The sequence below is a fragment of the Photobacterium sp. 1_MG-2023 genome (genome assembly GCF_030547945.1).
In the GTDB taxonomy this organism is placed as follows: Bacteria; Pseudomonadota; Gammaproteobacteria; order Enterobacterales; family Vibrionaceae; genus Photobacterium.
The window spans coordinates 1-14460 of record NZ_JAUORR010000009.1; the positions used below are offsets into that span (position 1 = coordinate 1).

Here is a 14460-nt window from a genome sequence, read left to right on the forward strand (position 1 = left end):
CTGGGAAAGATGCAAATGATGAAGACGAGAATTCGGTCTGAAATTAATGAAAATGATAGAGGTGTTTTTTGCTTGAGATAATTAAGATGCCTGTCCTCATAGCTCCGATAGAGACTCCGAAAAGGGTTTAAGGTGCCTGTCCCTCCGCTACCGCCTCCGCTACCGCCTCCGCTATACACGTATGATGCCTGTCCTTATAGCTTCTTATAACTCCCGCTATACAACCTCGGCGCACTTCGGTGCGGCAAGTGAATCAGGTTTAGATTGTTGTGCCGCGCCCAGCGCACTGTCATGGCGGTGGGAGCCGATAAGCTAACCAGCGTGCCGATTTTGGCGCGGACGGCTTTCTGGATCAGCTCCAGGCTGCAGCGACTGGTCATTACGGTAAATCCGGATTGCGGGTCGATGCGTTCGGTCGCCATGGCGCCGATGAGTTTGTCGAGCGCGTTATGACGGCCGATGTCTTCCCGGCAGAGTTGAATGTCCCCTTCGGCATCCACGTAGAGCGCAGCGTGCAATGCGCCACTGCTGCGGGCGACTTCCTGCGCTGCGCTGATGCGCGCACGTAAATTGTGCAGCAGGCTGGCCTGAGGGGGTGGGACAGGCGTGAGTGGTGTTAAGGGTGGCAGTGCCTGTTCAATGGCTTCCACACCACAGATCCCGCAACCGCTGGTGCCTGCCAGTTGCCGGCGGTGATCCTTCAGCGACCAGAAAGCGCGGTTGGATATCTCCACCTCAGCATGATGCGAATCACACCCGGCTGTCAGCGTGATTTCGTAAATTTCACTCACGGAACGGACAATGTCATTGCTCAGACTGAAGCCTTTGACGAAATCTTCAATATTGCCTGGTGTCACCATCATGACGGCCTGACTGATGCCGTTATAACTGATCGACAGTGCGGTTTCGCTGGCTAACACGGCACTGTATGTCGTCGTTGCTGAATCATCCTCAAGGAGTTCAACATAAATGAACGCATCGGGTGAAGGCGGAGCTGCATTCACATCGGTCATGTCATCGGCTTTGTTGTCAGAGTCACTCATGTTGATGCCTGCACCTAGGGTTTTCAAGAATACAGACAGGCTACGCAACTGCCTGTCTGCTGTCCAATGGCTTGTGATGATGGGGCGATAGGACCGCTCGATTACGATACTGCTGGGTTGAAGATTAACTTTGCTTCTGCAAAACATTTTTCAGCAAGCGCAGAACGGGGCGCACTGCGACGCATGACCAGCCCAAGCGGGGAGTGGATAACTGCCTCATGGATGGGCAGGATCCTCAGGTGCTCGTTCATTGCTTCGATACCACTTCTTAAGGGCATGATGGCACAACAGATGCCTGCGCTGACGGCTTGGATCAGCTGAAATGTCGAGTCGCTTTCTAAGATGGTGTGCGGTTCGATGTCGATGCTCCGGTAACTCAGATCAATCGACTGACGGTAGTGCATCCCCTTGGTCAGCAGGCCCAGCGGCAATTCGGCTGTAGCTTCCCAGCTTAATTCAGCATCTTCAAACTGGTAATGACGGATGTCATACAATAAGCCCATGCTGGTGGCGGTGAGGCGCAGGACTTCAAAAAGTTGCGTATCAATCTGGTCGAGATAGCAAAAGCCCAGATCGAGTTGGTTTCGGTTGAGTTGATCAATGATCTGTTCTGAAGTTAGTGAAGTGAGCTGAAAATGTAATTCAGGGTAGCGTTGAGAGAGGGGCTCCAGCAATTGCATGGGATTGAGGCTGGCGAGAGGGACCATGCCAAGGCGCAGGCTGCCTACCAGTTGTCCCCGACAGCTTGCGGCTTCCGCTTGTAAGCCGTCATGCGCAGCGAGCAGGGTTCGGGCCCAGGCCAGAATGCGCTCGCCTTCTTCTGTGAATCCTTCGAACCGTTGTCCGCGGGTGATTAACACCAGATCCAGCTCATCTTCCAGGTTGCGGATCCGCATCGAGAGGGTCGGCTGCGTAATGTGGCAGAGCGCTGCCGCCTGACCAAAATGCTTGGTCTGATCCAGTGCGATCAGGTACTTCAGTTGTTTGATATCCATGGTTTACCCTGAGGGGTTGTTATGATCTGGGAAATGCGAATACCCCGACGCCCTGAAAATGCAGCGAAATGACGGTTGCTTCAGGGGGGCTGGGGCAGGGTCCACAGACCCTAATTATGGTGCAAAATATGTAATTGCTGTGGGGTGTTGACGTTCTGAAGCCGTGGATCGTTCTCATCACAGTCGATGGCAATCACATCATGCTGTTTCAGAATCGTCATCAGACTGCGTTCACCCGATTGCCAAGCAGCCTCGAATGCGGGCAGTAAAGCTGTCGGAATCAGACTGAACATGGGTTGCCACTGGGTGCCTTGTCTGACCATCGCCGGACGTGGATTTGTATCGCTGATGAATGTGGCCATGTGCTGAACCAGTGCCAGGTCAATGCAGGGTGCATCACAGGGGAAAACCATCAGCCATTGGTGCCGGGCTGTTTGCAGGCCTTTGAGGATACCTGCCAGCGGACCGGGGAAGTCCTGTGTGTCATCGCAGAGCGTCTTGTTACAGTATGGGGCATACATTGGCTGATTTCGGTTACAGGAAATCAGCAGATCGTCGGTCAAAGGCCGGACAATCTCAGCGAGGTGAGCGATGAAAGGTTTGCCATGAAGAAGGACCAATCCTTTGTCTTGTCCTCCCATCCGGGAGCCCTGACCACCAGCGAGCACAAGTACAGAAAAAGGAGCGGAGATTGGGTTCATGTCATTCACAGCCTGTTCATCTACCGGTCTCAAAAATATATTGTTTTCACCGTCCAGTCCAATAAACGCCATTGATGATTTGATAGATAGCATCGATGAACACCGCTTAATTCAGCACATAAGCCACCGGCTGCAACGGTTGGGGTAACTCGGTGTGGCCCAGTGCATCCAGCAGGTCGCGTTCAATGGTGCGAACCATCGCATCGGTGGGCAAGTCGTTTTCATCCCGGCCAAAAGGGTCTTCCAGCTCGTCGCCAATGGCATCCAGTCCGAAAAAGGTATAGCTGACAATGGTCGTGAATAAGGGCGCCAGCCACCCCAGCGGCTCGGCCATCGCGAACGGCAGCAGAAGACAGAAAATATAGATGGTCCGGTGCAGTAACAGGGTATAGGGAAATGGCAACGGCGTCCCTTTAATCCGTTCACAGGTTCCCTGAGCTTCGGACAGGCTATGCAGACATTTTTCCAGCGTGATATAACGCCAGTCACTGATGGCATGAGACGTGACCAGCTCGGAACATTGGCAGCTGATGTTTCTCAGAATACCGTCACTGATGTTCTGGCCGTAGGTTTCCGGCATGCTCGATATCCACGGGCCCGCGGCATGCAGTTCATCTTCACCCCGCAGACGGGCATTCAGTGCATGGGCATAACCACAGAGTTCTCTGAGCATGGTTTCGCGTTGTGCAATGTCCGAAATCGCGACGCTGGCTCGGGCAAAGGAACGCATCTCAATGATGACTGTCCCCCAGGCCTGCCGGCCTTCCCACCAGCGGCCATAACAGGCACTGTTACGAAAACTCATAAAAATAGACAGGGAAATCCCAAGCAATGTAAAAGGCGTAGCATTCACGCGGGAAAAAGACGCTGGATAAAGGACTTCAATCAGCACAATCAGAGACGCCAGTGCAGTCACCATCAAACTGCGCCCCGCAATCCGTTTCGCAATGGATCCTTTTAACGAAAAAAGAATATCGGTGAGTTTCGGCTTTGGATGGACGATCATGGTGTACCTGTATTGTTTGGGAAAGTGCTGATCAATTTCGCGTTGTTTTTATTTAAGATTCAGGTTTTAATCAGCGGCTGATTAATTTCGTTTTTGACGTCTCTGAACTGTTCTGAATTTTATTTCTGACGCTTCAAGTTTTTATTGGATAATGTTGAAATCAGTATCAACTGATGTGTATTTAAAATCGTATTGAGCTGAAATCTCAGGGTCAAATCAAATTTATCTATCATCCGATTGATCAATTTGATTCATGCTGTACATGAAGATAATTACCCGAAATAAAAGGCACCAGACCCGGTTCATAGACCCGGTCAATCAACCCTTCAATGATATCAATTAGACCTGACTCTTGAATCGCCATAATCTTTGATTGAGATCATTTTTATTGCGAACTGATTGTCTGGTCGGTCTTCCATTGCACCTGAATTACGATGGATTGAGAAATCCACTCGGTTTTAGCGATCGCAACTGTTCTTACTGACTTATCTATTCATTGTTATTCCTGTTTGAGGAGTACTTTCATGAGCCACAAGGAAAATATCCGGGAATATCACGGCCCGGCGGCGGGCTGGGGCGCACTGAAAAGTGTGACCAAAAGCTGGCTGGGAAGTGAGAATGCATTTCGAAATCTCAGAGCCATGCTGAAAACGAATCAGAATGGTGGGTTCGACTGTCCGGGATGCGCGTGGGGCGAGTCGCCTGAAGATGGTTTGGTGAAGTTTTGTGAAAATGGCGCCAAAGCCGTGAACTGGGAAGCAAGTGGTCGTTTGGTGGATCCTGGCTTTTTCGCACAATACACAGTTTCTGAACTCCGCAAACAAAGCGACTACTGGCTTGAATATCAGGGCCGCCTCTCTCACCCCATGCGTTATCACGCGGAAAGCGACCATTATGAGCCCATCAGCTGGCAGGATGCTTTCGCGCTGATTGCTGCTCACCTGAATAATCTGGAATCACCGGATCAGGCAGAGTTTTATACCTCAGGCCGTGCCAGCAATGAAGCGGCTTATCTGTATCAATTGTTTGTGCGTGCTTTCGGCACCAACAACTTTCCCGATTGTTCCAATATGTGTCACGAGGCCAGTGGGATTGGCATGACGGATACGATCGGTGTGGGCAAAGGCACCGTGGTGTTTGAGGATCTGGAACTGGCGGATGCCATTTTCGTGATCGGCCAGAATCCGGGCACCAACCACCCGCGGATGCTCGAACCTTTGCGCGAAGCAGTAAAACGTGGCGCGCAGGTGGTGTGTTTCAATCCGCTGAAGGAGCGGGGACTGGAACGCTTTCAGCACCCGCAGCATCCGTTTGAAATGCTGAGTAATGGATCAGAGCCAACCAATACGGCGTACTTTCGGCCGGCACTGGGGGGTGATATGGCTGCGATACGTGGCATGGCGAAGTTTTTGCTGCACTGGGAACGTGATGCTCAGGAAAAAGGTGAGCCGCCGGTGTTCGATCATGACTTCATCGCACGCCATACCACAGGCTTGGATCAGTATCTGGCTGAAGTTGATGCCACAAGCTGGGACCATATTGTTGAACAATCAGGCCTGACGCTGGCGGAAATTGAAATGGCTGCCCGTATGTACCGTCGTGCGGAAAGGGTGGTGATCTGCTGGGCGATGGGGTTGACGCAGCACCGCCATTCAGTACCGACGATTCAGGAGGTTGTGAACCTGCAACTGCTGCGCGGGAATGTGGGCAAGCCGGGGGCCGGGCTGTCGCCGGTGCGCGGACATAGTAATGTACAGGGCGACCGGACCATGGGCATTGATGAGCAGCCCCACGACGCATTTCTCGATGCTTTAGAGGATCGTTTTAAATTCAGGGTGCCACGTGCGCACGGACATAATGCGGTACTGGCGATTCAAGCGATGGAAGAAAAACGCGCCAAAGTCTTCATCGGGCTGGGTGGAAATTTCGCACAGGCCACCCCAGACACGCCGCGGACCCATGCCGCTTTACAGCAGTGCGATCTGACGGTCCAGATCTCAACCAAGCTGAACCGGGGCCATCTGGTGACGGGGCGTGAAGCGCTGATCCTGCCTTGTCTGGGACGGACGGAAATTGATATGCAGGCCGAAGGGCCGCAAGGCGTCACGGTCGAAGATACCTTCAGCATGGTGCATATTTCCTACGGTCAGCTCAAACCCCGAGCCCCGCAGCTGCGTTCAGAGCTTGCGATTATTGCTGGGATTGCCAAAGCAACGCTGGGTGATCATCCAATTAACTGGGATTGGGCGGTGGCCGACTACAGCCGGATTCGCGACCTGATTGCCGAGACCATTCCGGGCTTTGAAAACTTCAATGAAAAAATCAAGCACCCGGGCGGGTTTCATCTGGGGAACACAGCGGCACAGCGGCAGTGGCACACACCGAGCGGGAAAGCGCAGTTCACCCCTTGTGCGCTGCCGCAGCAACTGGTGAATGAGGCCGTACTGGCACGGGGGGACAAGCCGGATCTGATTTTGCAGACCATGCGCTCTCACGATCAGTACAACACCACGCTCTATGGGCTGGATGACAGATATCGCGGTGTGTTTGGCATGCGGGATGTGGTGTTTGCCAACGAAGCCGATATTCGCCGGCTCGGATTTGAACCCGGTGAGCGAGTGGATCTGGTGTCATTGTGGGAAGACGGAAAAGAGCGTCGCGTATCCGGGTTTATGCTGGTGGCCTACGATATTCCGTCCGGTCAGGCTGCGGCTTATTACCCGGAAACGAATCCGCTGGTCCCACTGGAAAGCTATGGCGATCGCACCTACACGCCAACGTCTAAATTTGTCGCCATCCGACTGGAAAAAGCGGGGACAGACAACCGAATCCCTTCAGCGTCGCTCTGAAAACAGTGGCGATGTTCTGAATCCTTTCCAACGGCAGCCAGATGTTCGCACTGATGGGAACCTTGGTGATCTTGCCTGTGATTCTGATGTATACCCTATGGGGATATCATGTGTTCCGCGGCAAGGTGAAACCGGGTGATGCCTAACATTAAAGGGTGAAACAAACGGCGAGAGAGGTTAATGCGTTATCGGACACACGCGTGAAGCTTGTGTCCGATGTTGGTTGGAACATACCGTGTTAATCCGACAGGTACTGCTGTTTGTATTTTGAAGCTTTGGCAAAGAAAGGCAGCAGGAGCCCAATCCCCACAATTGCAATGGCAAATTCAACCACTTCAAACTCAATCAGCATGATCGCAGAGATCAGAAACAGCAGGCTGAGTGAAATGATAATCCCCAAGTGAACATAAGGATGTCGTTTTGAAAATTTGGCATAGCTGATGATCATGTTTCCCCTCTGCGCTGTTCGCTTCTGTACGTTCCCCAACCGGGTTGTGGCAACAATTAACTTTATTGTCACTCACCGGATTCATCTGGAATCATCACCTGAAGTATATGACACGATTCACAGTTTTACAGAAAATGCGCTGGCTTAACGGTGAAAATGAGCGAAGAGGCGTGATTTTTGCCGGGTTGGCGGACGTAATGCGTCAGATTTGGCGCTTGAAACAGGCACCCATTGCGGGTGCCTGTGTGAGGGAGCGTTATTTCAGATCAAAGCGGTCGGCATGCATCACTTTGGTCCAGGCGTTGACGAAGTCGGTCACAAACTTCTCTTTGGCGTCATTGCCGCCATAGACTTCTGCAATCGCTCGCAGCTGAGAGTTTGCGCCGAAAACCAGATCAACCCGGGTGGCGGTCCATTTGACCTGACCAGTCTGACGGTCATGCCCTTCAAATGTATCCGCATCGCTGCTGGTTGCTTTCCACTCGGTGTTCATATCCAACAGATTCACAAAGAAATCATTGGTCAGAACGCCCGGTTTGTCGGTGAAAATACCGTGTTTTGAGCCACCGTGGTTTGCGCCCAGTGCCCGCATCCCGCCAATCAGCACCGTCAACTCTGGTGCGGTCAGGGTCAGCAATTGTGCCCGGTCGAGCAGCATTTCTTCGGCGGGTACGGAATATTTCGTTTTCAGATAGTTTCGGAAGCCATCGGCAACCGGTTCCAGTACGTCGAAAGATTCCGCGTCGGTTTGATCATCGGTTGCGTCGGTCCGGCCTGGGACAAAGGGCACGGACGTTGAAACGCCTGCATCCTGTGCAGCTTTTTCAATTGCTGCTGCACCACCGAGTACAATCAGGTCCGCCAGTGACACGGCTTTATTGCCCGATTGCGCCGCGTTAAAATCTTTCTGAATCCCTTCAAAGGTACTCAGTACTTTTTTCAGCTGATCCGGCTGGTTGACTTCCCACTGATTCTGAGGAGCCAGACGAATCCGCGCACCATTGGCACCGCCCCGGCAATCTGAACCCCGGAAGGTCGCAGCAGAGGACCAGGCGGTATATACCAGTTCCTGCACACTCAGACCCGAGGCCAGAATGGTCTGCTTCAGCGTGGCCACATCGTTGTCGTTGATCAGGTCATGATCGACTTCAGGAACAGGATCCTGCCAGATCAGATCTTCAGCGGGCACTTCTGGGCCCAGATAGCGAACTTTTGGGCCCATATCGCGGTGCGTCAGTTTGAACCAGGCACGGGCAAAAGCATCGGCAAATTCATCCGGGTTATCCCGGAAATGCTCAGAGATTTTGCGATACGCCGGATCTTCCCGCATCGACATATCCGCTGTGGTCATCATGATGTTGACACGTTTGGATGCATCTTCCGGATCCGGCGCCTGATTTTTATCTGTAACGGTTTTGACTTTCCACTGATTGGCGCCTGCCGGACTTTTCGTCAATTCCCACTCGTTGCCCAGCAGCATTTCGAAATAGGTGTGATCCCATTGGGTTGGTGTGGGGGTCCAGGCGCCTTCCAGGCCACTGGTAATGGCATCCCGACCTTTTCCGTTGCCGTGGGCATTTTTCCAGCCCAGACCCATCTGCTCAATCGGTGCGGCTTCCGGATCCGGGCCAACCAGCGCGGCATCACCGGCACCATGGCATTTCCCGAAGGTGTGGCCACCGGCCGTCAGTGCGACGGTTTCATAATCGTTCATGGCCATCCGGGCAAAGGTTTCGCGGACATCCCGGCCGGAACCGAGCGGATCCGGGTTTCCATCCGGCCCTTCGGGGTTCACATAGATCAGACCCATCTGAACCGCCGCCAGTGGATTTTCTAAATCGCGATCACCGCTGTAGCGTTTGTTACCCAGCCATTCATCCTCGGCACCCCAGTAAATATCTTCTTCAGGTTCCCAGATATCTTCACGGCCCCCGCCAAAACCAAAGGTTTTAAAGCCCATGGATTCAAGGGCGACGTTGCCGGTCAGCACAAAGAGATCGGCCCAGGATAATTTATTGCCGTATTTTTGTTTGACAGGCCAGAGCAGGCGGCGTGCTTTATCGAGGTTGCCATTATCCGGCCAGCTGTTCAGTGGCGCGAAACGCTGGTTTCCGGTTGAGGCACCGCCACGGCCGTCACCGGTACGATAGGTGCCGGCTGCATGCCAGGCCATTCGGATCATGAGTGGGCCATAATGACCATAGTCGGCTGGCCACCAGTCCTGAGAGTCTGTCAGAATGTGTTCAATGTCTTGTTTAACGGCTTTGAGATCGAGCGTTTTGAATGCTTCTGCGTAGTTGAAGTCTTCGCCCAGCGGGTTTGACTTTTTGTCGTTCTGATGCAGGATTTTCAGGTTGAGTTGATTGGGCCACCAGTCTTCATTTCTGGTCCCTTCTCCGCGTAAGTTGGTGTTGCTGCCGTGCATGAACGGACAACCGCCCGATGCTGCACTTTTACCGTTGCTCATACATACTCCTTGAATACTCAGGTATTTGTGTCGGGTTTTGAATCACAACCTTTCAAGTTACACCATTGAATATAGTCTGAAGCGCAATCGAATAAAGACGGTTTTATCAATAACTGTCATCGGTTTTTTCTATGGTGCGAATCCATATTCATCTGAGGGCGTGTGGTGGGCAATGAACCAGAGGAAATCATCAGAAATTCTGATTAAATCAATACGATTGAGTGCTTCTTTGCCGGTCAGTTAACGGGGAGTGGCGTCTCAATCACGGCGGCAGTGAAGTTGGATGATCCGGGACAATTGAAGGATCGCCTGAGTATGCCGTTCATCCAGCTCGAAAGACGTGTTCAGCCGCAGACAGTGGTTAAACTGCGTGCCGGGTGAAAACATTTTGCCCGGTGCCAGTGTGATTTGTGCCGCCAGCGCCTGTACGTAAATCGCCATGGTATCTGAGGTTTCCGGTAAGCGAAGCCACACGAAATAACTCCCGTCTCCGGCAATGATCTCGACCTCAGCCGGGAGGGTCTGTGCCAGTAATTTGCACATGGCTTTCTTCCGTCTGTCCAGCGTTCGCCGGAGCTGTCTCAGGTGGTGTTCGTAATTTCGGGTACTGAGATAATCAACCAGCGCCAGCTGAATCGGTACGCTGGTGGTCAGGGTACTCATGAGTTGAAGTTTCTGAATGTCCAGAGCGCGCTTACCTGCCGCCACCCAGCCGATCCGAAACCCGGCAACCAGAGATTTGGAAAAGGAGGAGCACAGCATCACATTGCCGTGGAGATCAAAAGTTTTTGCCGGAAGGGGTTGCTCCGTGCCTCCGTAGAGTTCGCTGTAGACATCATCTTCAATCAGCGCGACCTGATACTTATTCAGCAGGGTCATGAGCTGCCGCTTTTTCTCCTCCGTCAGCGTGAATCCCAGCGGGTTCTGATGATTGGTCATCAGCCAGCACGCCCTCACCGGATGGGACTGAAAGGCCCGTTCCAGCGAATTCAGATCAATGCCGGTTCTGGCATCGGTTCTGACGGATAAGGCTTTCAGGCCAAGGCGCTCCAGCGACTGAAGCGCGCCATAAAAAGTGGGGGATTCCACCACCACCCAATCACCGGGGCGAGTGACGGCTTGCAGGCTCAGGTTCAGGGCCTCCAGCGCGCCAGCGGTGATCACAATTTCATCCGGTGAAATGCTGATTCCTTTAGCTGCGTAGCGCTGGGCAATCATGGCCCGCAAGGAGTCGTTCCCCGGCGGTAAATTATCCAGCGCATTCGAAACAGACATGCTGCGGGCGGCATGCATCAGGGATTTATTGACCTGATGCCGGGGATACAGGTTCGGATCCGGATAGGCAAAAGCGAAATTGACCATATAGGGTTTCCGGCTGGCTTGCAGGACATCAAAGATGAAACTGTTGATGTCGACCGCCTCGGCCGTTTCGACAGCAGCGTTCTGAGGCTGGGAGGGCATTTGGATGCTCTCGGCGACGGTGTAACCTGAACGGGGGTGTGCGACCAGCCAGCCTTGAGACTCGAGTTGCTGATAGGCATGCATCACCGTCATCAGGCTCATGCCTGCGTGTTCCGCCTGTTTACGCAGCGACGGCATTTTTTCACCGGCACGCCAGATACCTGATTCAATCTGATGGCGGATCTGCGACGCCAGCTGTTCATACTTTGCCAAACCAAGTCCCGGAATAGAGGAATGAAAGGAAGTGGAAATATAACAATTTTTTAATAAAACTGTTATAGGTTTTGAGTCTGGTTCTGTATCTGTTTTTTCGATTGGGTTCTTTCAATATAAGCGTGCTTTTCAATGACTCAATAGGAAGCTTATGTTTGGACTCGATGCTTTCATGCTCGCGCGGATACAGTTCGCATTTACCGTTTCGTTTCACATCATTTTTCCGGCCATCACCATTGGGCTGGCAAGCTATCTGGCTGTTCTGGAAGGACTGTGGCTGAAAACCCGTCAGCAAGATTACAAAACGCTATACCACTTCTGGTCGAAAATCTTTGCCGTGAACTTTGGCATGGGCGTGGTTTCCGGGTTAGTCATGGCGTACCAGTTTGGCACCAACTGGAGTGGTTTCTCTGAATTTGCCGGCAGTATCACCGGCCCCTTGCTGACCTATGAGGTGCTCACGGCCTTTTTTCTGGAAGCCGGATTTCTGGGCGTGATGCTCTTTGGCTGGAAACGGGTCGGAGATAATCTGCACTTTTTTGCGACCTGCATGGTTGCCCTGGGCACCATCATTTCAACCTTCTGGATTCTGGCTTCTAACAGTTGGATGCATACCCCGCAGGGCCATGAAATCATCGACGGACAAGTAGTGCCTGTGGATTGGTTTGCGGTGATTTTTAACCCTTCTTTCCCGTATCGGCTCATGCATATGGGGGTTGCTGCTTTCCTGAGTTGTGCACTGTTTGTGGGTGCATCTGCCGCATGGCACCTGCTGCGTGGCAATCAAAGCCGGCCAATTCGGACGATGTTTTCGATGTCGATGTGGATGCTGGTATTTGTCGCACCCATTCAGGCATTCCTGGGGGATTTGCACGGACTGAACACGCTGGAATATCAGCCGGCCAAAATTGCAGCCATGGAAGGGCACTGGGATAACAGCACCGGAGAACCCACGCCGCTGATTCTGTTCGGTTGGCCGAATATGGAAACGGAACGCACGGATTATGCGGTTGAAATTCCGGCCATGGCCAGCCTGATTCTGAAACACAGCCTGACTGAACCCATTCCGGCCCTGAAGGATTTTCCGGCAGACGAACGTCCTTATGCGCCCGTCGTATTCTGGTCATTTCGCATCATGGTGGCGCTGGGATTGCTGATGATCGTACAGGGGCTGATGAGCTTGTGGCTCCGAAAGAAAAACAAGCTGTATCAGCATAAAGGATTCCTGACCTTTTCTCTCTGGATGGGGCCCACCGGGCTGATTGCCATTCTGGCAGGCTGGATTACCACGGAAGTGGGGCGTCAGCCTTGGGTGGTTCACGGATTACTGAGAACAGATGCAGCCGTGTCTGCTCATGGCGATCTGCATATGAGCATCAGTTTGCTGACGTTCTTCGTGGTTTACAGTCTGGTCTTCGGATTTGGTTACTACTACATGGTGCATCAGATCCAGAAAGGGCCGCAGCCCGGTGACGAAGCCGTTCCCCATGATCTGCCAACCGTTTCCGGTCGGATCTGAAGCCTCAACATTTGAATAAGAGCAAAGAAAGGAGACAGCGATGGGTGTAGATTTATCGGTCATCTGGTTTGGCATCATTGTATTTGCCACGCTGATGTATATCACCATGGATGGCTTTGATCTGGGCATTGGGATTCTGATGCCTCTGGTGAGAAACGCGGAACAAAAAGATGTGATGGTCAATTCTGTCGCACCGGTCTGGGATGGGAATGAAACCTGGCTGGTTTTGGGCGGCGCGAGTTTATTTGGTGCGTTTCCGCTGGCTTACGCAGTGATCATTGATGCGCTGACGATTCCTTTAACCGTGATGCTGATTGCACTGATCTTCAGAGGTGTGGCGTTCGAGTTCCGGTTTAAAGCGCTGCCTTCCCATCTGGGATTCTGGGATAAAGCCTTTATGGTGGGGTCACTGGTAGCGACGTTCTGTCAGGGTGTTGTGGTGGGCGCTGTTATCGAAGGCTTTCCGGTCGAAGGCCGGCAGTTTGCCGGGGGCGCTTTTGACTGGCTGGCCCCGTTTCCGTTGTTTTGTGGCCTTGGGCTGGTGATTGCGTATGCGTTGCTGGGATGCACTTGGCTGACGATGAAAACAGAAGGCGAGCTTCAGGCCACCATGTATCTTCTGGCGCCCAAAATCTTGCTTCAATTACTGGCGGTGATTGTTGTGGTGAGCGTGTGGACACCGCTGGCGAATCCGGATATTGCGAAACGCTGGTTCAGCCTGCCGAATTTGATTTATTTCGCCCCGGTGCCCTTATTGACCGTATTCCTGGCTGCACTTCTGGTTATCTCGGTGAAAAAACGCAGAGAAATTCAGCCTTTTGTCGTGTCGCTCGGACTGATCTTTCTGGGATTCAGCGGGCTGGGGATCAGCTTGTGGCCGAATATCATTCCGCCGGATGTGACCATCTGGCAGGCCGCGGCGCCGCCTCAAAGCCAGGGGTTCATGCTGGTGGGTGCCCTGTTTATCATTCCTTTTATCTTGCTGTACACCTTCTGGAGTTACGCTGTATTCAGCGGCAAAGTGGACCCGGAAGAACATTATCATTAACGGAGTGCAACGAATGAAAACTCAGACACTGAAACAATACGGTTGGCTGGCGTTGATTTGGGGCAGCAGCGTGGTCGCACTGGGGTGTGTTTCCTGGTTGTTCCGAACGCTGATGAATGCGGCAGGGTTAACCGCTTAATTCACTTTCGCAAGGAAAATAAAAAATCCGATGACGGGGTCATCGGATTTATTTTCACTGAAAAATCAGGCTTTTTTCAGTTTCTTCTTCAGCTTTTTCAGCTTATCGGAGTGCTTCGCAACTTTGGCTTTACGCACTTTGATTTCTTTTTTCAGTTTCTTCGCTTTCTTGGTGACTTTTGCCATTTCATTTCTCCTTTGGGTTCAATGAGTGAATGGCTGACAGGAAAGGAACTGCAGTTTTGCCTTACGTATCAACCTGATCCTAAGATCACATGCGTGAGTGAACCACGGTCAGGATGCCTGTGAATTTTCTTTCACAAACTGACGGATAAAGCGGCGGACTTCACGCGCCGCGCTGGTGTCCAGTTCTTCGCATAAAGCTACAAAAGCATCCCGTTCTTCACCATTGATTCTGATGACTAACTGACTGTTTTTCTTACCTGCTTTGGCTTTATTGTGATTGGACATCCCGGTTCACCATGATACACGCATAGACAATGTATATATGCTCGCTATACATTCAGCAAATTTATACCATGAATTTTGCGAGGCTTGACACGCTAAATCCG

General features: G+C 52.2%; 12 protein-coding genes. 4 read left to right on the forward strand and 8 right to left on the reverse strand.

The window, feature by feature from the left end:
• Positions 1 to 194 precede the first annotated feature (194 nt).
• The 4 genes from fdhD to Q4579_RS09790 all read right to left on the reverse strand — a co-directional run bounded on the left by fdhD (position 195) and on the right by Q4579_RS09790 (position 3745).
• Positions 195 to 1043 (reverse strand): formate dehydrogenase accessory sulfurtransferase FdhD, encoded by an 849-nt coding sequence (gene fdhD, locus Q4579_RS09775; protein WP_303563601.1) that lies wholly within the window; start codon positions 1041 to 1043, stop codon positions 195 to 197.
• A 101-nt stretch (positions 1044 to 1144) separates the two neighbouring features.
• Entirely contained in the window at positions 1145 to 2038 is an 894-nt protein-coding gene (locus Q4579_RS09780) for a LysR family transcriptional regulator (RefSeq protein ID WP_303563602.1), read from the reverse strand.
• A 110-nt stretch (positions 2039 to 2148) separates the two neighbouring features.
• Positions 2149 to 2832, reverse strand: coding sequence for a molybdenum cofactor guanylyltransferase MobA (gene mobA, locus Q4579_RS09785; RefSeq protein ID WP_303563604.1), 684 nt, complete (start codon positions 2830 to 2832; stop codon positions 2149 to 2151).
• A gap of 13 nt (positions 2833 to 2845) precedes the next feature.
• Positions 2846 to 3745 (reverse strand): bestrophin family protein, encoded by a 900-nt coding sequence (locus tag Q4579_RS09790; protein WP_303563606.1) that lies wholly within the window; start codon positions 3743 to 3745, stop codon positions 2846 to 2848.
• Between the two features lie 524 nt (positions 3746 to 4269).
• On the opposite strand from Q4579_RS09790, the gene Q4579_RS09795 reads away from it, so the two are divergent.
• Positions 4270 to 6594 carry an FdhF/YdeP family oxidoreductase gene (locus Q4579_RS09795; RefSeq protein WP_303563607.1) on the forward strand — a complete coding sequence of 775 codons (2325 nt, stop codon included), beginning with the start codon at positions 4270 to 4272 and terminating at the stop codon, positions 6592 to 6594.
• Positions 6595 to 6832: 238 nt separating this feature from the next.
• Here Q4579_RS09795 and Q4579_RS09800 read toward each other — a convergent pair whose 3' ends face one another.
• The 3 genes from Q4579_RS09800 to Q4579_RS09810 all read right to left on the reverse strand — a co-directional run bounded on the left by Q4579_RS09800 (position 6833) and on the right by Q4579_RS09810 (position 11183).
• Complete coding sequence (locus tag Q4579_RS09800; RefSeq protein ID WP_303563609.1) at positions 6833 to 7042, reverse strand: hypothetical protein; 210 nt, start codon at positions 7040 to 7042, stop codon at positions 6833 to 6835.
• A gap of 256 nt (positions 7043 to 7298) precedes the next feature.
• Entirely contained in the window at positions 7299 to 9467 is a 2169-nt protein-coding gene (katG, locus tag Q4579_RS09805; RefSeq protein ID WP_303563840.1) for a catalase/peroxidase HPI, read from the reverse strand.
• Between the two features lie 300 nt (positions 9468 to 9767).
• Positions 9768 to 11183: a PLP-dependent aminotransferase family protein gene (locus tag Q4579_RS09810; RefSeq protein WP_303563610.1), complete on the reverse strand. Its 1416-nt coding sequence runs from the start codon at positions 11181 to 11183 to the stop codon at positions 9768 to 9770.
• Positions 11184 to 11334: 151 nt separating this feature from the next.
• Here Q4579_RS09810 and Q4579_RS09815 point away from each other — a divergent pair, with 151 nt between their 5' ends.
• From Q4579_RS09815 to Q4579_RS09825, 3 genes are read left to right on the forward strand one after another with little or no spacing between them, the layout of a single operon-like run.
• Complete coding sequence (locus Q4579_RS09815; protein WP_303563611.1) at positions 11335 to 12702, forward strand: cytochrome ubiquinol oxidase subunit I; 1368 nt, start codon at positions 11335 to 11337, stop codon at positions 12700 to 12702.
• Positions 12703 to 12742: 40 nt separating this feature from the next.
• A complete protein-coding gene (gene cydB / locus Q4579_RS09820) occupies positions 12743 to 13750 on the forward strand; it encodes a cytochrome d ubiquinol oxidase subunit II (RefSeq protein ID WP_303563612.1) in 1008 nt (335 codons plus the stop codon).
• 13 nt (positions 13751 to 13763) lie between these two features.
• Entirely contained in the window at positions 13764 to 13889 is a 126-nt protein-coding gene (locus Q4579_RS09825; RefSeq protein WP_211645648.1) for a DUF2474 domain-containing protein, read from the forward strand.
• Between the two features lie 293 nt (positions 13890 to 14182).
• Here Q4579_RS09825 and Q4579_RS09830 read toward each other — a convergent pair whose 3' ends face one another.
• Positions 14183 to 14359 (reverse strand): hypothetical protein, encoded by a 177-nt coding sequence (locus Q4579_RS09830; RefSeq protein WP_303563615.1) that lies wholly within the window; start codon positions 14357 to 14359, stop codon positions 14183 to 14185.
• Positions 14360 to 14460 lie beyond the last annotated feature (101 nt).